Below are 21,480 nucleotides of genomic sequence, written 5' to 3'. Positions count from 1 at the left end.
GGGCGGCGCTCCTCTCCGGGACATCTGCTCTAGCAGTACGAGCGTACTGGAGAGCGTCGGGGGGCCATACACTGCCTGCCATGCTCAGCCGTTCCGTGGGTCCGATCACCGTCGTGGCGCTGCCGGACGCCGAGGGGATGTTCTTCCAGCCCCGCTCCGAGGCGTTCCCGACCGCGACCGCCGCACACTGGCGGCTGGCCGACGAGCGCGACCCGGGCGCGGTCGCCGCCGACGGGCAGTGGCGGCTGTCGTTCCGCTGCTTCGCGCTCCGCTTCGACGACGGCCCGGCCGCCGGCCGGGTGGTGCTGGTCGACGCCAGCATCGGCCCCGCCGGCGCCCCCGCCCGGAGCTGGGCCCCGGTGCCCGGCCGGCTGCCGGCCGCACTCGCCGCCGCCGGCATCGCGCCCGAACAGGTCGACACGGTGGTACTCACCCACCTGCACACCGATCACATCGGCTGGGCGGTCACCGGCGAGCCGGGCACGCCGTACTTCGGCAACGCCCGCTACCTGCTGCAACGGGCCGAGATCGCCGCCTTCCGCCGGCACGACCCGTCCGGAGTGGCCGGCTACCTGCTCGATCCGCTGACCGCCGCCGGCCAGCTCGACGCGCTCGACGGCGACGCACGACTCGCCCCCGGGGTACGGGTGCTGCCCACCCCCGGCCACACCCCCGGGCACCAGTCGGTGCTGGTCGAGTACGCCGACCATTCCCTGCTGCTCACCGGTGACCTGCTGGTGCACGCGGTGCAACTGGTCGCCCCCGAGCTGCCGTACGCGCACGAGGACGACCCGGTCACCGCCCGCGGCTCGCGGGAACGGCTGCTCACCGAGCTGGCCGCCCGGCCGGCCGCCACGCTCGGCACCCCGCACCTGAGTACACCCTTTGTTCCGCTGTAGTACTGCTTCAGGTCGATTGTCGGGGGCAGCCGCTTCGCCCCAGCTCCCGAGCATCGGGGCATGACTCCTCCGTACCCGTTCAACCGCCGACGCTTCGTCTCGGCGGCCGGTGCCGCGACCGCCGGCCTCGTGGTCGGACCGATGCTGTTCACCTCCGACGGCGCGGGCGCGCACATCCCGTCCAGCGCGGGCGGCCCGCTGCCGACCGGGCTCTTCACCCTCGGCGTCGCCTCCGGCGACCCGCTGCCGGACGGCGTGGTGCTCTGGACCCGCCTCGCCCCGCAGCCGCTGCTCGGCGGTGGCATGCCGGACCGGCCGGTGCCGGTGCACTGGGAGGTCGCCGAGGACGAGCGGTTCCGCCGGATCCGTTGCCGGGGCACCGCGCTGGCCTCCCCCGACCTGGCCCACTCGGTGCACGTCGAGGTCTCCGGGCTGCGCGCCGACACCGAATACCACTACCGGTTCCGGGCCGGTGGAGAGATCTCCCCGGTCGGCCGTACCCGGACCGCCCCGAGCGGGCACGCCCGGCCCCGTCGGCTGCGGTTCGCGTTCGCGAGCTGCCAGGACTACCAGGCCGGGGCGTACACCGCGCACCAGCACCTGGCCGAGGAGGACCTGGCCTTCGTCGCGTTCCTCGGCGACTACATCTACGAGAACCGGCCGAACCCGGCGGCGTACCGGGTGCACCAGGGCACCGACGAGCCGTACTCGCTGACCGACTACCGCAACCGGCACGCGCAGTACAAGACCGACCCGGACCTGCAGCGGGCGCACGGGGCGTTTCCGTGGATCGTCACCTTCGACGACCACGAACTGGACAACAACTGGGCCGACGAGATCCCGCAGGATCCGGCCCAGCAGACCCCGGAGGCGTTCCGGGAACGGCGCAAGGCGGCCTTCCAGGCGTACTACGAGCACATGCCGCTACGCCGGTCGGCCCTGCCGCGCAACCTCGACCTGCGGCTCTACCGGCGGCTGCGCTTCGGCGACCTGGCCAGCGTGTACGTGCTGGACACCCGGCAGTACCGCAGCGACCAGCCGGCCACGCTGGCCGACGCGCAGAACCCCGAGCTGTCGATGACCGGGCCGGAGCAGGAGCGCTGGCTGGTGCACGGGCTGCGGTCGGCCGGCAGCCGGTGGAACCTGCTGGCCAACCAGGTGATGTGGGCGTCCAACGACCGGCAGGCCGGTCCCGGGCAGACCTTCGACCTGGACAACTGGGACGGCTACCGGGCACAGCGCCGCCGGCTGCTGGAGTTCTTCGGCTCCGGCCAGGTGGACAACCCGGTGGTGCTGACCGGGGACCGGCACTGCACCTGGGTCTGCGACCTGAAGCCGGACTTCGACGACCCGGCCGCACCGGTGGTCGGCGCCGAGATCACCGGTACGTCGATCACCTCGGGCGGCAACTCCGACACCGCGGCCTTCCACCGCAGCTACGACCCGATCATGGCGGAGAGCCCGCACTGGAAGTACATCGACAACCAGCGGGGGTACGTGGTCTGCGACGTGACCCCGGAGCGGATGCTCAGCTCGCTGCGGCTGGTCGACACCGTCTGGGCGCCCACCGCCACGGTGCGGACCGCCGCCGAGTTCGTCGTGCTCGCCGGTGAGCCGGGCATCTCGGTACTCAGCCAGGAGGCCCCGGCCGTCACGGCCGCCGCGCGCGGCCGGGCGACCGCCGGCCCGACCTATCAGGTGACCGAGCACCAGGACTCCTTCCCGCTGCGCTGAGCGGCGCGGACGGCCGGAGCGTGGAAAAGCGGGGGCCCGGCGTGTGGTACGCCGGGCCCCCGCTACGCCGAGGAAGAGGTCACATGTTGGCGACGTCGGCCTGCTTGGCCCGGACCGCCTCGGCGGCGGCCTTCAGGCTCTCGATCTCGTCGGCGTCCAGCGGCGTCTCGACGATCCGGCGTACGCCCTCCCGGCCGATCTCCGCCTCGACGCCCAGGTAGACCCCGGAGATGCCGAACTCGCCGTCGACCCAGGCGCAGACCGGCATGACCTCGCCGGAGTCGGTCGCCACGGCCCGGGCCATCCGGGCGGCGGCAGCCGACGGGGCGTAGTACGCCGACCCGGTCTTGAGCAGCGCGACCACCTCGGCCCCACCGTTGCGGGTGCGTACCACCAGTTCCTCGATCTGCTCCGCCGGCATCACGTCGCGCAGCGGCTTGCCGTCGACGGTGCTGCGGGACGGCACCGGCACCATCGTGTCGCCGTGCGAGCCGAGGGTGAGGGTGCGGACCGAGCCGACCTTCACCCCGAGCGCCTCGGCGACGAAGTTGGTGAACCGGGCGGTGTCGAGCATGCCGGCCTGGCCGAGTACCCGGTTGCGCGGGAACTGGGTGGCGATCTGGGCCAGCGCGGTCATCTCGTCGAGCGGGTTGGAGACGACGATGACCACGGCGTTCGGGGCGTACTTGGCGACGTTCTCGGCGACCTGGCGGACGATCCGGGCGTTGGTCTCCAGCAGGTCCATCCGGCTCATGCCGGGCTTGCGGGGCAGCCCGGCGGTGATCACGACGACGTCGGAGCCTTCGAGCTGCTCGTAGCCCTCGCCGTTCTTGCCGGTCGTCACGCCGACGACCTTGGTCTCGAAGCCCTCGACCGGGCGCGACTGGTTGAGGTCCAGCGCGATGCCCTCGGGCTTGCCCTCGATGATGTCGGTGATCACGACCGTGTCGAAGACGTCGTACTCCGCCAGGCGCTGCGCGGTCGTCGAGCCGTAGAAGCCGGCACCGACTACGGTGACCTTTTTGCCCATGGTCGTCCCACTCCCTGATACCCGTCTGGTTATTTCCGGACGGTATCAGCCAGGAGTGTTCCGTTCCGGCCAGGGGCGGAATTGGCTGCGGTCGCTCACACCGCATCGATCGCAGCGCCGGGGTCCGCAACCCGGCCCCGGGCGGCGGTCCGAACGCCGGCACGGCCGGTGCCGCCGAATCGGCCGGGTCAGCCCTGCTCGGCCGGCTCCAGCCCGGCCTCGGCCCGCTCCACCACGTTGGCCAGCAGCATCGCCCGGGTCATCGGGCCGACTCCGCCCGGCATCGGCACCAGCTTGCCGGCCACCTCGGCGACCTCGGGCCCGACATCGCCGGTGTAGCGGCCCTTGCCGTCCGCACCGATCACCCGGGTGATCCCGACGTCGACCACCACCGCGCCCGGCCGGACCATGTCGGCGGTGAGCAGACCCGGCACGCCGGCCGCCACGATCACGATGTCGGCGGCCCGGGTGTGCGCGGCCAGGTCGAGGGTGCCGGTGTGGCAGAGCGTCACGGTGGCGTTCTCGCTGCGCCGGGTCAGCAGCAGCCCGAGCGGCCGGCCGACCGTGTTGCCCCGGCCGACCACCGCCACCTCGGCGCCGCGCAGCGGCACGTCGTGCCGGCGCAGCAGCTCGACGATGCCGCGCGGGGTGCAGGGCAGCGGGCCGGGATAACCGAGTACGAGCCGGCCGAGGTTGACCGGGTGCAGCCCGTCGGCGTCCTTGTCCGGGTCGATCATCTCCAGCACCCGCTGGGTGTCCAGGTGGGCCGGGAGCGGGAGCTGCACGATGTAGCCGTGGCAGGCCGGGTCGGCGTTGAGTTCGGCGACCGTGGCGTCGACCTGTTCCTGGGTGGCGTCGGCCGGCAACTCGCGGCGGATCGAGGCGATGCCCACCTCGGCGCAGTCCCGGTGCTTGCCGTTGACGTACGCCTGGGAGCCCGGGTCCTCGCCGACCAGCACGGTGCCCAGCCCCGGCACGACGCCCCGTTCGGCCAACGCCTTGACCCGGTCGCGCAGTTCGTCCTTGATGTGTGCCGCGGTCGCTTTGCCGTCGAGAAGGGTGGCCGTCACAGCCAGATCGTCTCACGCGGTACGCCCGGCCGAGCCGGCACCCGGCTGGTCGGTACCGGGATCGGCCACTCGGCCAACTCCCGGTCCGCCGGGCGACCGGCACTGAATCCTAACTATACGTAGCCGTGTTCTTAGTCACGCTCGGTGAGATCTTGTGGAGTTGTCCACAATCTGGAAGACCCGATCAGGGCGAATGCGGATTAATCTCCGAGCGCACGTTGCCCAGCTCACGGCGTCCATGCCGCACCGTTCATACCCATAAATTCTGGATGACCGAATCTGCACATCACCTGGGCCAGCGCCGCGATAGCAGCTCAGAGCGGATATGCGCAAGCCCTGCCCGCCCCCTGTGTTACTGACTCGTAATCATCCAGTTTGGCCAGGCGTCCTGCTACGACCTACCTTTGCCGAGCGTTGCACAGCGTTACCTCTGTGTGGGGGCGACTGCTCAGCGTAAGGAGACGAGGAGGCTCAATGCAGGTTCGTAGGCTCGCTGCCTGGACCGCCCTCCCCCTCGCCGCGACCCTCGGCCTCGCGGCCTGTGGCAGTGGCGGCGACTCGGGGGAGAGCGACCCGAATGCGACGGTTTCCGTCCAGATCGCGGAACCGCAGCACCTGATTTCCACCAACACCAACGACTCGAGCGGTAACCAGGTGCTGTCCGCCCTGTTCAGCCCGCTGGTCGACTACGACGAGCAGAACAAGCCGTTCGAGGTCGCCGCGGAGTCCGTGAACTCGACCGACAACCTGACCTGGACGATCAAGCTGAAGGACGGCTACACCTTCCACAACGGCGAGAAGGTGACCGCGGACAGCTACATCAACGCCTGGAACTACGGCGCCTACGGGCCGAACGGCCAGGGCAACAGCTACTTCTTCGAGAAGATCGCCGGCTACGAGGACTTGCAGTCGAAGGACCCCGACGGCGACGGCCCGCAGAAGGCGCCGGAGCCGAAGGCCAAGACCATGACCGGGCTGAAGAAGGTCGACGACCTGACCTTCACGGTGACGCTGGCCAAGCCGTACACCGAGTTCAAGACCGTGCTCGGCTACACCGCGTTCTACCCGCTGCCGGCGGCCGCCTTCTCGGCGCCCGGCGTGATCAAGGACGGCTACGAGGACGCGCCGATCGGCAACGGCCCCTTCAAGATGAAGGGCACCTGGCAGCACGACGCCAAGGTCGAGGTCGAGCGCTACGACGCGTTCCCGGGCGAGAAGCCGAAGATCGCCGGTGCCGAGTTCCGGATCTACCAGCAGCTCACCGCGGCGTACGCGGACGTGCTGTCGGACAACCTCGACGTGGACGTGACCGTCCCGACCGAGAACCTGAGCACCGCGGCGACGGACCTGGGCGACCGGTTCCAGCAGAGCCAGAACTCCTCCTTCCAGTTCGTGGCCTTCCCCACGTTCCAGAAGGAGTTCAGCAAGCCGGACGTGCGCAAGGCGATCTCCATGGCGATCGACCGGGACGAGATCACCAAGTCGATCTTCAAGGAGTCGCAGATCTCGGCGCGCTCGTTCGTCTCCCCGGTGGTCGCCGGCTACCGCGACGACACCTGCGGCGAGGCCTGCGAGTTCAACCCGGCCAAGGCCAAGGAGCTGTACCAGGCCGCCGGCGGCCCCGCCGAGCTGAAGATCACCTACAACGGTGACGGTGGGCACAAGGACTGGGTCGACGCGACCTGCAACCAGCTCAAGGCCAACCTGGGCGTGGAGTGCGTCGGTGCGGCCGAGCCGAAGTTCTCGGACCTGCTGACCAAGGTCGAGGGCAAGCAGCCGGTCGGCCTGATCCGGATGGGCTGGCTGATGGACTACCCGTCGATGGAGAACTACCTCGGCCCGCTGTACACCACGAACGGCTCGTCGAACTACTACGGGTACAGCAACCCGGAGTTCGACCGCCTGGTGCAGGAGGGGACCACCGCCGCGACCCCGGACGAGGCGGTCAAGAAGTACCAGCAGGCCGAGGACATCCTGGCCGCCGAGATGCCGGTGATCCCGCTCCGGTTCGGCCAGAACGTCTACGCGCACTCGACCCGGGTCAAGAACGTCGAGGTCGACCTCTTCCAGGTCGTCGACATGACCAAGATCGAGGTCGTCAGCTGAGCTGACCGAAAGGCCGGTCCGGGCCACCCGGTAAATCCTCGGGTGGCCCGGACCGTTTCCCGCACAGACCGCGCTCCAGCAATCCCCACGGAGAGTAAGCAAGCATGTTCCGCTACATCGTGCGGCGCCTGCTTCAGATGGTCCTGGCCTTCTTCGGGACCACTCTGATCGTCTACGCGCTGATGTTCGCCGGACAGGGTGATCCCATCCAGGCGCTCGCGGGCGAGCGCCCGGTCAGCGAGGCGCAGCGGGCGTACCTGACCGAGAAGTTCCACCTCGACCAGACCGGCGTCGGCGGCTTCTTCTACCGCTACTTCGACTACGTCGGCAACCTGCTCCGTGGCGACCTCGGCGACTCGCTCACCGGCCGGAAGATCAGCGACATGCTGGCCCAGGCCTGGCCGGTCACCGTGAAGCTCGCGATCATCGGGCTGCTGGTGGCGATCCTGGTCGGCGTCACCGCCGGGGTCATCGCCGGGCTCCGCCGGGGCGGCATCTTCGACAACGCCACCCTGGCGCTGACCCTGCTGGTGCTCGGCATCCCCACCATCGTGCTGGCGCCGCTCGCCCAGTACTTCCTCGGCGTCAAGCTGCCGCTCTTCCCGCCGACCGCCGGCTCCGACCCCAGCATCTACGCCCTACTGCTGCCCGGCATCGTGCTCGGCTCCCTGTCGCTGGCCACCGCACTGCGGCTGACCCGGACCTCGGTCGCCGAGAACCTGCGCTCCGACTACGTACGGACCGCGAAGGCCAAGGGCCTGCCGATCCGCCGCATCGTCAGCGTGCACGTACTGCGGAACTCGCTGATCCCGGTGATCACCTTCCTCGGCGTCGAACTCGGCAACCTGATGAGCGGCGCGATCATCACCGAGGGCGTCTTCAACATCCCGGGCGTCGGGTTCAACCTCTTCCGCGGCATCAAGACCGAGGACGGCCCGCTGGTGGTCGGCCTGGTCAGCGTGCTGGTCGTGGTCTATCTGGTGTCGAACCTCGTGGTGGACGTCCTCTACGCCGTCCTCGACCCCCGCATCCGGTACGAGTGAGGGATCACGCATGAGTGAGCTGGAAACTGTCACCGCGGCCGAGATGGCCGGCGGCAAGGCCGGGTCCGGCGACCCGGCCGCCCGGCCGCGGAGCCTGGCCGGCGACGCCTGGCGCGACCTGCGCCGCAACCCGATCTTCTGGATCTCGCTGGTACTGGTCCTGGCGGTCACCGCGATGGCGGCCTTCCCCGGCCTGTTCACCTCGAACGACCCGCACGACTGCACGCTGGCCCGGCAGCACGCCGGGCCCGGCGGCGGCGCCCCGTTCGGGTACGACTTCCAGGGCTGCGACATCTACGCCCGCGCCGTCTTCGGTGCCCGGGCGTCGCTGCTGGTCGGCGCGTTCTCCGCGCTGGTCACCGGGCTGATCGCGATCACCGTCGGCATGCTCGCCGGCTACTTCGGCCGGTGGGTCGACGCGGCGCTGTCCCGGGTGATCGACGTGGTGCTCGGCATCCCGCTGCTGCTCGCCGCGATCGTCATGCTGAAGCGGATCAGCAGCGACAGCCCGAACGTCCGGATCATCGCGGTGATCTTCGTACTCGCGATCCTCGGCTGGACCACCGCCGCCCGGGTGATCCGGTCCTCGGTGATCAGCGCCAAGCAGCAGGACTACGTGGCGGCGGCCCGGATGCTCGGCGCCGGCAACGGCCGGACCATGTGGCGGCACATCCTGCCCAACTCACTGGCCCCGGTGATCGTGGTGCTGACCATCGCGCTCGGCTCGTTCATCGCCGCCGAGGCGACGCTCTCCTTCCTCGGCATCGGCCTGAAGGCCCCGACCATCTCCTGGGGCATCGACATCGACGCCGGCCGTACGCACATGCGGGAGTCGGCGATTCCGCTGGTGGTGCCGTCGACCTTCCTGGCGCTGACCGTACTGGCCTTCATCATGCTCGGCGACGCGATCCGCGACGCCTTCGACCCGAAGCTGCGGTGATCAGATGACCGTGAACGTGAACGAGCGGAGCGGGTCGCCCGGGCCGCAGGGTGCCGGCGCCGACGGCGGGCACCTGTTGGAGGTACGGGACCTCTTCGTCGAGTTCCGCACCCGGGACGGCGTGGCCAAGGTGATCAACGGCGTCTCGTACCACCTGGACGCCGGGGAGACCCTGGCGGTGCTCGGCGAGTCGGGCTCCGGCAAGTCGGTGACCGCCCAGGCGATCATGGGCATCCTGGACATGCCGCCGGCGGTTATCCCGTCCGGGCAGATCCTCTACCGCGGTACCGACCTGCTAAAGCTCTCCGAGGAGGAGCGCCGGAAGGTACGCGGCAAGCAGATCTCGATGATCTTCCAGGACGCGCTCTCCGCGCTGAACCCGGTCTTCCCGGTCGGCTGGCAGATCGGCGAGATGCTGCGGCTACGCGAGGGGCTGTCCCGGGCCCAGGCCAAGCGCCGGGCGATCGAGCTGATGGAACTGGTCAAGATCCCAGCGGCCCGGCAGCGGATCGGCGACTACCCGCACCAGTTCTCCGGCGGTATGCGGCAACGGGTCATGATCGCGATGTCGCTGGCGTTGGACCCGGCGGTGCTGATCGCCGACGAGCCCACCACCGCGCTGGACGTCACCGTGCAGGCCCAGATCATGGACCTGCTCGGCGAACTGCGCCGGGACCTGAACATGGCGATGATCCTGATCACCCACGACCTCGGGGTCGTCGCCGACGTGGCCGACCGGATCGCCGTGATGTACGCCGGCCGGATCGTCGAGCACGCCGACGTGCACTCGCTGTACGAGGCACCGGCACACCCGTACACCAAGGGGTTGCTGGAGTCGATTCCCCGGCTCGACCTCAAGGGTCAGCGGCTGACCACCATCAAGGGGCTGCCGCCCAACCTGATGCGCATCCCCAGCGGATGCCCATTCCACCCGCGCTGCCCGTACGCCCGGCAGGAGTGCGTCGACGTCGTACCGGCCGTCCGGTCGTTCGGCAACGGCCGGACCAGCACCTGCCACTTCGCCCAGGAGGTCCTCGATGGCCGCGTCTGAGCCGAGGAACCCGCAGTCCGGCACCGGCGGCGCCGGTCCGGCCGCACCGGTCAAGCCGCGCGGCGAGACCGTGCTGCGGGTCGAGAACGTCGTCAAGCACTTCCCGATCAGCCAGGGCATCGTCTTCAAGCGGCAGATCGGCGCCGTGAAGGCGGTCGACGGGGTCAGCTTCGAACTGAACCGGGGCGAGACCCTCGGCATCGTCGGCGAGTCCGGCTGCGGCAAGTCGACCCTGGCCAAGCTGCTGATGCGGCTGGAGACGCCGACCTCGGGCCGGGCGATGCTGGAGGGGCGGGACATGTTCACGCTCTCCGGCGCGGAGCTGCGCCGGATGCGCCGGAACGTGCAGATGGTCATGCAGGACCCGTACACCTCGCTGAACCCGCGGATGACGGTCGGCGACATCATCGGCGAGCCGTTCGACATCCACCCGGACGCGGCGCCGCGCGGCGCCCGCCGGCAGCGGGTGCAGGAGCTGCTCGACCTGGTCGGGCTGAACCCGGAGCACATCAACCGCTATCCGCACCAGTTCTCCGGCGGTCAGCGGCAGCGGATCGGCATCGCCCGGGCGCTCGCGCTCAAGCCGGAGATCATCGTCTGTGACGAGCCGGTGTCGGCGCTGGACGTGTCGATCCAGGCGCAGGTGATCAACCTGCTGGAGAGCCTCCAGGACGAATTGGGCCTCTCCTACATCTTCATCGCGCACGACCTGTCGGTGGTCCGGCACATCGCCGACCGGGTCGCGGTGATGTACCTGGGCAAGATCGTGGAGATCGGTACCGAGGACGAGATCTACGAGCGGCCGACCCACCCGTACACCCAGGCGCTGCTCTCGGCGGTGCCGGTGCCGGACCCGAAGGCCCGGGCGCACCGCGAGGTCATCCGGCTCGACGGTGACGTACCGTCGCCGGCGAACCCGCCGTCGGGCTGCCGGTTCCGGACCCGCTGCTGGAAGGCGCAGGAGATCTGCGCCACCCAGGAGCCGCAGCTCGTGCTCCGGGCCGTCGAGCCGCACCCGTCGGCCTGCCACTTCGCCGAAGTCAGTGAGCGACAACTGGCATAAGGATTCACGAACCAGCGAAACAACCCTTGACCAGGGACATCCCGCCTGGTGCGACCGCACCCGGTGCACCGCCGACCCGGCAAGTCAGGCCAACGGCTACCGGTCCGGCGTTGGCGGTGAGCACCGGTCCGCCCCGGTGCGGCTCGACCTGGCCGCCGCCTTCCCGCTCCCCAAGCCGGCGGGTGAGGCGTACCTGACCGAGGCGGTAGCGCCGTGGCCGTGTTCGACGTACCTACGCATCCGGGTTGGCGATGCCGAGGTGGCTATGCCCGTCGAGCAGGCGGCATCGGTGCTGTCGGCGCTCGGCATGCTCGCCGCGGCCGGGGAGGTGGCGCTCCGATGAGGACTCGCACCGACAGACTGCTCCTGGCGCTGACCGGCCTGTGCGTCGCCGGGCTGGCCATCGTCGCGGGCGCGATCTCCTTCGCGCACATGGTGGAGCTGGCCCAGCGGCACGACCAGACCGGGTGGAAGGCGTACGCGTTTCCGGTGAGCGTGGACGGGCTGGAAATCGTCGCCAGCCTGTACCTGGTCGTGCAACGCCGCGCCGGCCGCCCGACCGGTTGGGTGCCGTGGGTAGCGCTCGTGGTCGGCACCCTGGCGAGCCTGGCGGCCAACGTCGCGGTTGGTGGTCACGATCCGATCGGCAAGGCGCTGGCCGGGTGGCCGGCGCTGTCGATGCTTGTGTCGGTCAAGCTGTTGTTCTCCATGATCGATCACGGCGATGTGGATCAGCGGACGGTCCGGGACGATCAGCGGCCGGCCGACGATCGCTCCTTGATCTTGCGGGCCGACCCGGACGACGGAGCGTCGTCCGGGCTGGCGGCGGACGGACGGACGGGAAACTTCGGCCCGTTCGTCATCCGTGGGACTGACCACAACGGCGGGGCCCCTCCGAGGCGGTCGACGGATCGCCTGGATAGCACGGTCACGGTCGAAGTCCGTAGCGTCGCCCACCTGATTCCAGCGGCGCGAGCAGCCCGCGCCGCACTGACGAAGAGCGGCCGGTCGCTGTCGCGCGACGCGCTGGCCGACGTGATGCGCGACGATGGGCACGGCGTATCGAACGCGCGCGCATCGCTGCTGTTGAAAGTGCTGAAAGCGGAGGAGTCAAGCCGCCAGGGAGCCGAGGTGACCGGGGCTACCAAACGGGACCCGGACAGCGGACCGGACCTCGCGGGCATGAGACCCACTGTGGCAGGTTAATACTGCAAGACGGGTCGTGACTCGTACGCGTCGTTTGCGGTAGTGGGCGGTTCAGGCTTGTTCCTAGGCGTCGGTCGCCGGCATCCAGATCAGTACAGGATGTGGTCGACTCGGTGGCGGATGGTCACGCCAGCGTGGCTAACGGCCCACCGCCGCCTGGCCCCACGACTACGAACCGACCCGACCTGTGCCGAACACATGATCGGTCCGATTCAGCGGACGGCTACCGAACGTAGTGAGCTCGGTCGCTCAGCATACGCGGACGGCGGCAGCTCCGCGCACCTGACCATTGTCGGGGTGCGACTGGCCGTTCCAAAGCCGACGGCGGTGACGGATAACTGTTCGGCGCATCGACAAGATCCGGCCCTAAGATGCATCCTGAGCACACTTGAAGTTGCGCAACCGTATGTCATGTGCAGCAGCAAGGACTGTCTGGCGAAATCCGGTGAGGGGAGACCCGCTGGCGACTGGTTCGCAGCAGTCAGGTCAAACGAATCGGACGAAACTAGCCAAGTCGCAGCAATTCGTACTCGCATCTGCCGTTTGCCGTCGGTGTCGACTTGGGGTCTGTGATCTGGGCGAGCCCACATCAGCTACTTGGCCGGAAGGCCGCCGGGCCAGCTCGGCGTGACGCTGCGTAGCGCGCGGATCGCGGCAGATGAGGATGCTCAGCTCCAACACGGTGTTTACGGTGCCGCCACCATCGGGCTCTGCACCGTCTTCGCTGCGGTGTTCCATTCGATGCTGCGGCTTTCGTGGCCGACCACAACATGCTCGGCTGGAGCGATCCGGCGCGGTACCCCGATCGACATCACGGTGCGGAGAGGCATCCGTACGATCCGGCGGTGATCGAGATGCCATCACCCGTCGCGTTCCTTGGCCTGCCGCTGTGGCTTGGCCCTCCGGTGCTGCTGATCATCATGGTGACTCGGTACGCGTGGTACGCATCGCATACGGAGTCGGGCTGGTCGCCGCTCTGACCCTCCTCTTCGCCATCGCCTGCCAGCTACTACAGGGCCAGGGTTTGCCAAACTGGAACGAAGGGGTGGGACCGACCGCGCTCGCAGTGTGCGCCATGGCCCTCCCGGCCGATCGATGGCTTTCGCGGCGTCGAGACGCCGGCGTCCACCTGGAGTCAGGACAGAACCCGGCGAGCCGGAGTGCGGCTAAGTTGCTGACGGCGCCTTTCGTCGCCTGGTCAGCGTTTTGGGGGTGTTGTACCTTCAGCCCTGCGGCCGACGCCTTCGACCTGCGCCTCGACTCGCCTACACCGGGTCTTGCGCTGCGGTTAGCGGAAGATCTGACTTTGGTCTCCGCGGCAACCGCTCACATAGTACGGGTAGTGGGCTTGGGGGCCGCAGCCGGAGTTGTGGCATTTGTGAGCTGTCCTGGCTTGTAACCGGATCTGTAACCGACCGGCTGAGGCTGGCGAACTAAACTGAGATGCTGTAAGACCCAGTCAGACGTACGTCGCACGTCAGCACCTCTTGGACGATTGAACACGCAGGCTCCCGTCGGCTTCGCCATCCCCGTGCGCAAATCGCCCGCCGATTCCGCAGCTCGTTACCAAATATCGATAGAGACGTCAGTCGCCCTCTCCGCAGTCGGATAGCTCCTGTCTTGTCTCGCGTTCCTCGACCAGGGCGCCGGAGTGTTCCCTGGTATACCATCCCGTAGACCACCCTTCAAAATCCATGAATTCCCACGGCTCGTATGGGCGATCTGCCGGCTCAGCGCGCCCGCCTTGAGGAATTCTCCAACCGTTCTGATGTTCTGAAATCCACAGGGCAACAGGATAGGGTATTCGCGCAGTCCCGTCTGAGGGAGGTTCGGCTGGTACTTGCAAGTCTGATGGTTGAATAGCCGTAAGTGCCACAGTCGAGCAGGGCGGGATGTCTGGTGCCGTCAGAAACATGCTGGGATCATCGGTCATTCGGTAGATTATTCCAGTCGACGGGGGATATAAGATGAGCATTTGCGTTTCTAGCTCAACATCTAACAGCGGTACCGGAGCCCGGTTCTGCACATAGATGACGGCGCTATCATTATTGCGCTCTAACCACCAGGTCACCCGCGATATGTATCGCCGCTTTGCTCGATCTCGGGTTTCCTGATTAAATGCTAGTTGGTCGCGGTTGATTTGCTGCTGGTCTTGCAGGGTCTGCGCTCCGACGAGCAGTGCCAGGGCGGCGATGACGGCAGCGATCATGGTTCCGATGCCTTGCAGCCAGTCGGTGACCTTGTGTCGCTCCTTAAGCGGTGGACCGCCTACCGCTGGCGGCCGGTCGTGGCTGTCGGGCAGATAGAGGCCGTCTGATCGGCGCTGCCAGGAGATGCCTGGCGTGGAGGGCATGCTGGAGTCGGTCACGCGGGCATGATGGCTGACGGTCGGAGGGCGGTCACGGGGTTGTCGGGTGGGCGACTATCGTCACTCCTGTCACTCCAGCAGCCCTCTCGTCGTCTCAACTGTGCAACCGGGTCCCGTAGAGGCACCGCGAACCGAGCAATGGGCACCGGCAGGGCGAGGCTGGCTCATCCTCCGCCCGATGCATCTTCCGTCTGGGGTCCGACCCGGCGAGTCAGCTATACGAAGAGCGGCAGATGCTGTGGCGGGCCGAGGACTTCGATCAGACGATCGCGTCGGCGAAGGCAGAGGCGCTCGGGTACGCGGCTGAGCAGCCGGACATGACCTTTGCGGGGCTGGTTCAGGCGTATCGGCTGTTCGACGAACCAAGACACGGTGCGGAGGTGTTCTCGTTGGTCCGGGAGAGCGGGCTGGAGGCCCAAAACCTACCTGACTTCGATACCGGCAAGGAGAGACAGGGTGACACCAGCTCTGACGCCTGACCACGCGGCAACCGAGCCGACCGCAACCCTTGCCCGCCACCTCACGCCCGACCTGCGGCGGATCCGGATGCCTAACGCGGGCAACACGACAGCGGGTCGATAATCATCGACTTGTTCTGGATATCGGGTTGCAGCCAGCCCGTCATCCGATCGTCGGGCAGCAGTGTGGACCAGATGATCTCCTCACGCATTCGTACGGTCGGGGCGACGAGCAGGACGAACTTCCAGGGCTCCTGTCCGTTCGGCCCACACCAGGCGCGACCGCGGATACATGGCTCCTCGCACAGCAGGTTGTACTCTTCGGCGACCAAGCCATCACACCAGTTGCAGCGGAGTTGCCTGTCCTCAGAACTCTGAAACTCCGCGCATATGCGGAACTCCAGCCGCACCCAAAAGTCCTCTTCACCCACTGATTCTCCTCCGGCAACGTGTATCGCTGTCCGGGGCCGAGAGCGACGCGGCCGACGCGTACATGCTTGCCGACATCTGTGGTACTTGAGCGCTGGGTGTGCCGTGGGCCAGGGTCGCGACGTCGCTGCTTCATCGGGCGTCAACAACCGTCCAGCCGCGACGTTGCAACTCAGCCAACACCTTGCTGGCACGCACGGCCCAGAAGATTACGGCCTCGTCGTGATCGCGGCCCACAATCTTGAAGCCGCTGGCCAGGACGGGGACTCGGCCCAACCGGCATTTCGATACCAGGTCGGTGCGCGTGACGCGGAACTCTCCGAACAGAGACGAAATCGTAAGCTCGCGTTCCCCGACGCGAAGCCGAGCGAGTGGCCATGTCGCGTGTCGGTTGGTCCGAAAGTCCGACCCCAACGATCGTACGTCGCGATCGATGTAGGCAACGCCCCCGCGAACGCTGAACTCCTCGTCGGACATGCCGCGATCATCGCAGGCACCGGCAAGGTGTCTGTCGGGTAGAGCCGGGCCCGCGGATCGACGTGCCTGGCGCAGTGTAATCTCCTTGGGTTTGCCACAGCGCACTGAAGGAGCCTTCGCGCGCGAATCGCGGCAGGTGTGCGCGCTCGGGGCTAGGCAACATGTGTCAGAGTCGATGTATGTCGACCACGTCGGATCCTAGAGGCGCTGAGCGTCCGAGATCGACCACGTTTACTGGTGCCGTACGTCGTCTGCGGCATGATTTGCGACAGGGCCGCAATCTCGATCTCTACCTCATCGTCGCGGTCGCGCTTGGTGTCACCCTGGCTGGCGTCTTGGGTGCCGCCGACTCGCAAGTGCTGGCCGCCGCCACGCTCGGTGTCCTCGCTGTCATGGCGATCTCCGGACTCGTCAGTCGGCATGCCGTCGACGAGGTACGGGTCGCACTCCATCAGATTGCCGCCAACGAGGCCGGGGAGGTCGCGGCGGACCGCTTCTTGTCGCTACGTCGGGCCGGCCTCGACGCGGAGATCACGGGCGCTAACGAGATCGCCCTGGTCGGCGTAACGCTGACCCGTACCGTCCGGGACATGCTTCCGTTACTGGACCGGCGGCTGCGTGCCGGCGCGCGGCTCCGGGTTGTGTTGATTGACACCGACAGCGACGCCAACCTGGAGGCCGTGGCTCGAAGTAAGAAGGCCGACATGCCTGGGTTCTATCGTCGGAGGGTGTCGTCCACTCTTGACCTGCTGCGTGTCCTGGCATCCTCGGGGCCGAGCGAATCGGCCCTGCAGATCCGCGTCTTGCCGTACGTGCCGACGTTCGGGTTGTGCATGCTGGATGCCGAGGACACGCATGGGCGCATGTGGGTGGAGATGTACCAGCACCGGACCGTCGAGCCCAACCCGACATTCAAACTGCGAGCGGATCGGGACGGTCAGTGGTACGCCCTGTTCCGGGGGCAGTTCGAGACGATGTGGGAGAGCGCCCGTGAGCTCGACCCGCGCCAGAACGCGGAGGCCGCAAGCAACGGTACCGCCTAAAGCCCGTGGCCCTTAACGACCACGTCGGTGAGGGACAGATCCGGACGCTGTATGACTGGCGACCCCGGTCCGGGTAAGTTTCAGCCATAAGGACGGACCTGTTCGAACCTCAGGTGAAGTCGTTCAGGAAGCTCCTCGACCAGCCCATAACCGCGCTGCTTCGGCCCCGGCAACGCATCAAGGAAATCCGTCACCACCACCTCGTCGACTTCACGATCGCCTCGGTCAAAGTATGAATCCAAGAACTCCAGCACGCTGCGCCAGTCCAGAGCGTCGTCGGCCCCGTCTCGCATATAGGCTTCCACAACGCGGTCGGTGAAACCTTCGCCGATGCCGAAGACTACGTGCGGTAGCAGCTCGCCGTAGTCTTGCAGGTGTTCCTCATACGAGGGTCGAAGCGCAGGAAACCGCGCCACGAGGGCCCGGATGAATTCTTCCGCCGATGCCACACCTGTCACCCCTCGTCGTCACCGCAGCACGACGTGATGATCTTCATGCTGACATGATCGATTGCACTCACCTCGGCACGAGCGTGCGTTCGGCAGTTGGACGATGGCGTACGGAGAGTGACGGGGCGCCGGTGTCCAGAGCGCCCGCTCGGCGGAAGATTGGGACATCCCCATCTCGGGCTGTCCGCGCCGCCCGGGTTCTCCCAGAGGCCGCATGACTGGCATGATCGTAGACATGATCGAAAGAATCGAGTCCCTCGTCCGCCGGTGAGCGCGACCCTCGGGTCCCGACCGCCCAGACCCCTGATGAGCCTCTTCGGTCACGCCCAGCGGCTGCACCACCAATATCCGGACGAGCCCCTGCCGCGGTACGGCGAACCCCTTCCGGATGAGGCCCGCCACCCGCGCCAGCGCTGGATCCGGGAGCCCGAAGACCGGCGGCTCATCGGCGCCGACGTGGCCACCCTCCTCGATGCGTATTTCGCGGATCCGGTGTCGACGCCCGACGAACTCGTTGACGCGTTCCACGACCTCTACCCGCCGTCATGCGGCAACGAGCACGTCACCGCCGCCGCGCTGCGGGCCGACCGGCAACGCGTCCAAGAGACCGGGCGATGGCTGGTGGAACACAGTACGGACCGGTGCTCCGTCGCCATCGGGCTGGCGCTGCTCGCTACCGACTGGGCGAAGGAGGACATCCCGCTGATCCAGACCATCGGGCTGCTGTCGAGAGAGTTCGGGACGCTGGCCGCGTACGCCCTGCGGCGGAGGCTGACGACGGACGCCCTGCGCTGGCTGGCGCAGCGCAGCATGGATTGGGGGCGAGTTCACGCGGTGGAGGAACTGCTCGACCTCGACGCCACCGCTGCCCGCCCGTGGCTGCTGCGCCACGCATGCGGGGGCAGCCCGCTCGACGGCTACTTCGCTGGCAAGCTCGCCACGCGCGCACACCTGCACGAGGCGATCATCAGCCCAGAGGCCGACGACGACCTAGTTGACCACACCGGACGATTACTGCGGGTCATGACCCGCTGCGGCGGAATGGGCATGACGATCGACCACTACCCGCCGGCCCGAGCCGTCCTCGCGGCCCACGCCGGACACCTCGGCCGCCAGGCGCCGGACCTGGACCGGTACCTCGACGCCGCCGTCATCGCCGACCGCCTCGCCGAACTGCCACCCGACGGCAGGGAGTGGATCGGCACCGACCGGGAACCGATCCTGGCCCGATACCTTGCGGTACTCCAACGAGACGACTGGTCGATGACGCTACGTTCCATGCTGGATCCCGCCGACGAGTACCACGCATGGTTCGCCGGAACCGTTGCTGCGCGGCTGCGACTGCGGGCATTCGAGGGGTTCAAGGCATCTGCAGACGCCGAGCCCGAACAGTGAGGACGTACCGGTGGCGGCACTATCGACCATCACCTGACTATCCGACAGCATCCGCTTCTCGGCATGACCGGAAGCTGGGCCTCTGCTGATCTCAACAGCATCCGTCACGCGCTGAAGGAGGCGGGCTGCCGGCAGATCCCATGGCCGGTCGAAGGGCGGAGATTGAAATCGGTGGACGGCCCTGTGCTTACGCCGTACTCGAAGCTGCGGCCTCAAGCTGTCTTTCGACATCCGCTGAACCCGGCTCGCGTCTCGGATAAGGGGTGGTGGTGGCCGGATTGATGAGATGCCCCGGCGCTCCAGCCAAGGCTACGGCATTGAAGCGCAGCTTACCTGTAAGGACTCCAGGTTGCAGCGTCATCGCCGTCTCGGAAGGTCTTGAAGCGGTGGCGCCACTGTTCGGCAAGGCTCGGGTTGCTGTGGAGCACGGGCAGGACGCTGGTCACGAGTTGCAGCTCACGAAGTGTCCGCAGGACTGAGAATCCGGGCCAGTCAAGGATGTTGACCCCGTACGCCTCGGCGAGTTGCTTGTGTGTGTCCTGTGAGTAGGAGAAGCGCAGCTTGCCGACCGCTACTGGCGTGAGGTCCCACTCTCGGGGCCCGACTGCTGCCGAATCGAAGTCGCAGATCACCGGTCCCTGCGGGTCGGGTATGAGGTTTCCGATGAAGCTGTCGCCGTGGATGGGACCTCGCGGCAGGAAGTAGTCGAGCCGGTTCAGGTTCGCTTCGGTCTCGTGACACTTGTCTTCGAGGAAAGCGCGTTCTGATGGCGAGATATTGTGTGTTTCCTCGATCCGCTGCTTAATCGCCGTCGTCGGGCTCCATACCGGTAGCGCGGGCGGCGGTTCGGGCAAGGAATGGTAGCGGCGGAGGATTCTTCCCAAGTCGTAACCGGTCGGTGCTAGTCCGGTCGCCGGAACTCGGCACCAGAAGGTGACCTTGTGGCCTCCAACCAGCAGCGGCTGCGCGATGTCGGTGAGTAGCCGGACGGATGGCATCTGGTGGCCTTCTAGCCATCGAGCCACCGCGACTACCTTGTCGACACGGTCCCTGACCACTTGAGAGCCTGGTATTCGCACCACGACTGACTCGCTGGCGAGGTCGAAGACGGCGTTGTTCGTAAATTTGATCAGTCTGGCGCCTGCTGGGTTCAGCCCGACCTTGTCGCACGCCTCTCTGAGGATCTTCTCAGGCCACCCGGCGCCAACACTGTCGGGTCTTTCGTTTCCTGACGAGCTCATACCACCGTTCGCAGCCTCGTGATGTCGTGCGCAATTTCCTGAATCTCGGGGTCTTTCGGGTACTGCGTTGCGGCATCCTCCAACGGCTGGAGCCGGTCGATAGTGCGGATGGACCGCACGGTCGCGGCTGAGGCTACTGCATCACGAGCGATGCGCGTGCCGGCATCTCGGTCGCCAGATCGCAGGTGCGCGACTGCGAGGGCGGTTGACTCGAAGACCCGACTGCGGGCCATCTCCCGGCCACGGTGATCGAGTGCCTGGCCGATGTATTGGATCGCGACGGCCAGTTCGTCGTCGGTGGCGTCGGTCAAGGCGGCGTGAGCCACACCGATGGAGGCGTGCAGGTCGGCTTCGCCGAAGAACCGGACCCACGCCTGGGCGTTCTCGCGGTTCGCCCGCACGAATTCGTCGGTGGCCCGGTTGATGGACCATGTCATCTGCTTCCGGTCGCCGATGAGCCCGTAGGCCCATGCTTCGTTGGCGCAGAGCATTGAGACCGTCAGCCCACAGCCGGAGTCCTGGGCAGTGATCTGGCCGAGCTGGAAAAACCGAAGTGCGTCGCGGTGCATTCCGCGATGTAGGTGGAGGCGCCCCATGCGGTAGAGGATGTTTGCCGCCAGGGACAGGTCGTCGGCCGTCTTGGCTTGTTCGAGGGCGCGGGCGAAGTGCCGGCGGGCTGTGCCGTACATACCGACGTCGAAAGACGTCCATCCGGCCAAGTTGTGCAGGTCGGCGAGCGCGAGGAGCATCCGGGCGTGGATCTCCTCTGAACATGATGCTTCGAGCAACTGCTGTACCCAGCGGACCTGCGCGGCTACCGCGTCGCGGCAGGCTCCGCCGCCGTGGCGGTAGTCGAGGGCGCGCATCGCGGCGGTCAACGCCCGCACATGTTCGACGTCGCACGCTCCGACGTGCGATGGCGCTGGGGCGACGTCCCGGTCGATAGGTTGCCACCAGCGCGCTACGTCGCTGACCGAGGTGCCCATGGTGACGTTGGCAGCATGAGACAACAGGGCCCGCACCTGTTCCCGTTCGCCTTCCTCTGGCGAGCAGGCAGCAGTGGCCAGGTCGAGCGCGGCTTCCGTCGACTCGTCGTAGGCCAGTCCCATGTAGCCGCGCGGCACGCCGAGGCCGTCCGCGATGCGTACCAGCACGTCGTGAGCCATGACGCGTCGTCCTCGAAGAACCTCGTAGACCTCGGAAGCGCTCTGGCCGGTGAGGCGGGCGATGTGGCGTTGGGAGATTCCGACTCGCTGGAGCCGTTCGTACACCGCTTTGAGGTCGCGGGCGGCCAGGGCGCGGCGCATCTCGCGCTGCTCCCAGACTGCCGGTGCGATCACGTCAGGTCCGTGTTGATCCACGTTCATGCTGACCGCACCAGCCTTCCTCGGCAGCCTCTTTGTGCAGGCTAATCGGCACCAGTACGGGACGGAATCCCTGACATGGCAAGGGGACTAGCGCGACTAGTCATCCTGGCG

General features: G+C 67.4%; 21 protein-coding genes. 13 read left to right on the top strand and 8 right to left on the bottom strand.

What is annotated here, in order from left to right:
* The first annotated feature begins 80 nt into the window (after positions 1 to 80).
* Complete coding sequence (locus tag AAH979_RS17695) at positions 81 to 899, top strand: MBL fold metallo-hydrolase (protein WP_346259211.1); 819 nt, start codon at positions 81 to 83, stop codon at positions 897 to 899.
* A gap of 60 nt (positions 900 to 959) precedes the next feature.
* The gene (locus AAH979_RS17690; protein WP_346259210.1) at positions 960 to 2,633 is read left to right on the top strand and encodes an alkaline phosphatase D family protein; all 1,674 of its coding nucleotides are present in this window, start codon (positions 960 to 962) and stop codon (positions 2,631 to 2,633) included.
* A 79-nt stretch (positions 2,634 to 2,712) separates the two neighbouring features.
* On the opposite strand, the gene mdh is transcribed toward AAH979_RS17690, so the two are convergent.
* On the bottom strand, positions 2,713 to 3,663 hold the full coding sequence (gene mdh / locus AAH979_RS17685; protein ID WP_346259209.1) for a malate dehydrogenase: 951 nt from the start codon (positions 3,661 to 3,663) through the stop codon (positions 2,713 to 2,715).
* 188 nt (positions 3,664 to 3,851) lie between these two features.
* Positions 3,852 to 4,733: a bifunctional methylenetetrahydrofolate dehydrogenase/methenyltetrahydrofolate cyclohydrolase gene (locus AAH979_RS17680; protein WP_346259208.1), complete on the bottom strand. Its 882-nt coding sequence runs from the start codon at positions 4,731 to 4,733 to the stop codon at positions 3,852 to 3,854.
* 474 nt (positions 4,734 to 5,207) lie between these two features.
* On the opposite strand from AAH979_RS17680, the gene AAH979_RS17675 reads away from it, so the two are divergent.
* The 8 genes from AAH979_RS17675 (at position 5,208) to AAH979_RS17640 (ending at position 13,122) form a co-directional block, all read left to right on the top strand.
* The gene (locus AAH979_RS17675) at positions 5,208 to 6,839 is read left to right on the top strand and encodes an ABC transporter substrate-binding protein (RefSeq protein ID WP_346259207.1); all 1,632 of its coding nucleotides are present in this window, start codon (positions 5,208 to 5,210) and stop codon (positions 6,837 to 6,839) included.
* A gap of 104 nt (positions 6,840 to 6,943) precedes the next feature.
* Positions 6,944 to 7,882, top strand: a complete 939-nt coding sequence (locus AAH979_RS17670; RefSeq protein ID WP_346259206.1) for an ABC transporter permease — start codon at positions 6,944 to 6,946, stop codon at positions 7,880 to 7,882.
* A gap of 10 nt (positions 7,883 to 7,892) precedes the next feature.
* A complete protein-coding gene (locus AAH979_RS17665) occupies positions 7,893 to 8,822 on the top strand; it encodes an ABC transporter permease (RefSeq protein WP_346259205.1) in 930 nt (309 codons plus the stop codon).
* 4 nt (positions 8,823 to 8,826) lie between these two features.
* Positions 8,827 to 9,873, top strand: a complete 1,047-nt coding sequence (locus tag AAH979_RS17660) for an ABC transporter ATP-binding protein (RefSeq protein ID WP_346259204.1) — start codon at positions 8,827 to 8,829, stop codon at positions 9,871 to 9,873.
* Positions 9,860 to 10,936: a dipeptide ABC transporter ATP-binding protein gene (locus AAH979_RS17655; RefSeq protein ID WP_346259203.1), complete on the top strand. Its 1,077-nt coding sequence runs from the start codon at positions 9,860 to 9,862 to the stop codon at positions 10,934 to 10,936. Before AAH979_RS17660 ends, AAH979_RS17655 begins: the two co-directional genes overlap by 14 nt.
* Positions 10,937 to 11,072: 136 nt before the next feature.
* The gene (locus AAH979_RS17650; RefSeq protein WP_346259202.1) at positions 11,073 to 11,279 is read left to right on the top strand and encodes a hypothetical protein; all 207 of its coding nucleotides are present in this window, start codon (positions 11,073 to 11,075) and stop codon (positions 11,277 to 11,279) included.
* The gene (locus tag AAH979_RS17645) at positions 11,276 to 12,142 is read left to right on the top strand and encodes a DUF2637 domain-containing protein (protein WP_346259201.1); all 867 of its coding nucleotides are present in this window, start codon (positions 11,276 to 11,278) and stop codon (positions 12,140 to 12,142) included. The genes AAH979_RS17650 and AAH979_RS17645 overlap by 4 nt, the downstream gene beginning before the upstream one ends.
* Before the next feature lie 755 nt (positions 12,143 to 12,897).
* Positions 12,898 to 13,122 (top strand): hypothetical protein, encoded by a 225-nt coding sequence (locus AAH979_RS17640; protein ID WP_346259200.1) that lies wholly within the window; start codon positions 12,898 to 12,900, stop codon positions 13,120 to 13,122.
* 605 nt (positions 13,123 to 13,727) lie between these two features.
* On the opposite strand, the gene AAH979_RS17635 is transcribed toward AAH979_RS17640, so the two are convergent.
* Positions 13,728 to 14,510: a hypothetical protein gene (locus AAH979_RS17635; RefSeq protein WP_346259199.1), complete on the bottom strand. Its 783-nt coding sequence runs from the start codon at positions 14,508 to 14,510 to the stop codon at positions 13,728 to 13,730.
* A 233-nt stretch (positions 14,511 to 14,743) separates the two neighbouring features.
* Here AAH979_RS17635 and AAH979_RS17630 point away from each other — a divergent pair, with 233 nt between their 5' ends.
* On the top strand, positions 14,744 to 14,989 hold the full coding sequence (locus AAH979_RS17630) for a hypothetical protein (RefSeq protein WP_346259198.1): 246 nt from the start codon (positions 14,744 to 14,746) through the stop codon (positions 14,987 to 14,989).
* A gap of 71 nt (positions 14,990 to 15,060) precedes the next feature.
* Here the strand turns inward: AAH979_RS17630 and AAH979_RS17625 are convergent, their stop codons facing one another.
* Positions 15,061 to 15,399 (bottom strand): hypothetical protein, encoded by a 339-nt coding sequence (locus AAH979_RS17625; RefSeq protein WP_346259197.1) that lies wholly within the window; start codon positions 15,397 to 15,399, stop codon positions 15,061 to 15,063.
* Between the two features lie 130 nt (positions 15,400 to 15,529).
* Positions 15,530 to 15,874 (bottom strand): hypothetical protein, encoded by a 345-nt coding sequence (locus AAH979_RS17620; RefSeq protein WP_346259196.1) that lies wholly within the window; start codon positions 15,872 to 15,874, stop codon positions 15,530 to 15,532.
* Between the two features lie 179 nt (positions 15,875 to 16,053).
* On the opposite strand from AAH979_RS17620, the gene AAH979_RS17615 reads away from it, so the two are divergent.
* The gene (locus tag AAH979_RS17615) at positions 16,054 to 16,917 is read left to right on the top strand and encodes a hypothetical protein (protein WP_346259195.1); all 864 of its coding nucleotides are present in this window, start codon (positions 16,054 to 16,056) and stop codon (positions 16,915 to 16,917) included.
* A gap of 80 nt (positions 16,918 to 16,997) precedes the next feature.
* Here AAH979_RS17615 and AAH979_RS17610 read toward each other — a convergent pair whose 3' ends face one another.
* Entirely contained in the window at positions 16,998 to 17,366 is a 369-nt protein-coding gene (locus tag AAH979_RS17610) for a hypothetical protein (protein WP_346259194.1), read from the bottom strand.
* 306 nt (positions 17,367 to 17,672) lie between these two features.
* On the opposite strand from AAH979_RS17610, the gene AAH979_RS17605 reads away from it, so the two are divergent.
* Positions 17,673 to 18,761 (top strand): hypothetical protein, encoded by a 1,089-nt coding sequence (locus AAH979_RS17605; protein WP_346259193.1) that lies wholly within the window; start codon positions 17,673 to 17,675, stop codon positions 18,759 to 18,761.
* Positions 18,762 to 19,090: 329 nt separating this feature from the next.
* Here AAH979_RS17605 and AAH979_RS17600 read toward each other — a convergent pair whose 3' ends face one another.
* Positions 19,091 to 20,002, bottom strand: a complete 912-nt coding sequence (locus AAH979_RS17600; RefSeq protein ID WP_346259192.1) for an aminoglycoside phosphotransferase family protein — start codon at positions 20,000 to 20,002, stop codon at positions 19,091 to 19,093.
* Positions 19,999 to 21,369 (bottom strand): helix-turn-helix transcriptional regulator, encoded by a 1,371-nt coding sequence (locus tag AAH979_RS17595; RefSeq protein WP_346259191.1) that lies wholly within the window; start codon positions 21,367 to 21,369, stop codon positions 19,999 to 20,001. Before AAH979_RS17595 ends, AAH979_RS17600 begins: the two co-directional genes overlap by 4 nt.
* Positions 21,370 to 21,480: the final 111 nt, after the last annotated feature.

It is taken from the genome of Plantactinospora sp. ZYX-F-223 (assembly GCF_039649625.1).
Lineage (GTDB): Bacteria > Actinomycetota > Actinomycetes > Mycobacteriales > Micromonosporaceae > Plantactinospora.
The sequence above is the reverse complement of the archived record's forward strand: the minus strand, read 5'-3'. Positions and strand labels throughout refer to the sequence as shown.

Excerpts from the sequence above, each read along its gene's own strand:
- AAH979_RS17600 (WP_346259192.1), bottom strand. The coding sequence starts at position 20,002 with ATGAGCTCGTCAGGAAACGAAAGACCCGACAGTGTTGGCGCCGGGTGG.
- AAH979_RS17605 (WP_346259193.1), top strand. The coding sequence starts at position 17,673 with ATGAGCCTCTTCGGTCACGCCCAGCGGCTGCACCACCAATATCCGGAC.
- AAH979_RS17655 (WP_346259203.1), top strand. The coding sequence starts at position 9,860 with ATGGCCGCGTCTGAGCCGAGGAACCCGCAGTCCGGCACCGGCGGCGCC.
- AAH979_RS17630 (WP_346259198.1), top strand. The coding sequence starts at position 14,744 with ATGCTGTGGCGGGCCGAGGACTTCGATCAGACGATCGCGTCGGCGAAG.
- AAH979_RS17615 (WP_346259195.1), top strand. The coding sequence starts at position 16,054 with ATGTCGACCACGTCGGATCCTAGAGGCGCTGAGCGTCCGAGATCGACC.
- AAH979_RS17660 (WP_346259204.1), top strand. The coding sequence starts at position 8,827 with ATGACCGTGAACGTGAACGAGCGGAGCGGGTCGCCCGGGCCGCAGGGT.
- mdh (WP_346259209.1), bottom strand. The coding sequence starts at position 3,663 with ATGGGCAAAAAGGTCACCGTAGTCGGTGCCGGCTTCTACGGCTCGACG.
- AAH979_RS17695 (WP_346259211.1), top strand. The coding sequence starts at position 81 with ATGCTCAGCCGTTCCGTGGGTCCGATCACCGTCGTGGCGCTGCCGGAC.
- AAH979_RS17690 (WP_346259210.1), top strand. The coding sequence starts at position 960 with ATGACTCCTCCGTACCCGTTCAACCGCCGACGCTTCGTCTCGGCGGCC.
- AAH979_RS17675 (WP_346259207.1), top strand. The coding sequence starts at position 5,208 with ATGCAGGTTCGTAGGCTCGCTGCCTGGACCGCCCTCCCCCTCGCCGCG.
- AAH979_RS17620 (WP_346259196.1), bottom strand. The coding sequence starts at position 15,874 with ATGTCCGACGAGGAGTTCAGCGTTCGCGGGGGCGTTGCCTACATCGAT.
- AAH979_RS17665 (WP_346259205.1), top strand. The coding sequence starts at position 7,893 with ATGAGTGAGCTGGAAACTGTCACCGCGGCCGAGATGGCCGGCGGCAAG.
- AAH979_RS17645 (WP_346259201.1), top strand. The coding sequence starts at position 11,276 with ATGAGGACTCGCACCGACAGACTGCTCCTGGCGCTGACCGGCCTGTGC.
- AAH979_RS17595 (WP_346259191.1), bottom strand. The coding sequence starts at position 21,369 with ATGAACGTGGATCAACACGGACCTGACGTGATCGCACCGGCAGTCTGG.
- AAH979_RS17670 (WP_346259206.1), top strand. The coding sequence starts at position 6,944 with ATGTTCCGCTACATCGTGCGGCGCCTGCTTCAGATGGTCCTGGCCTTC.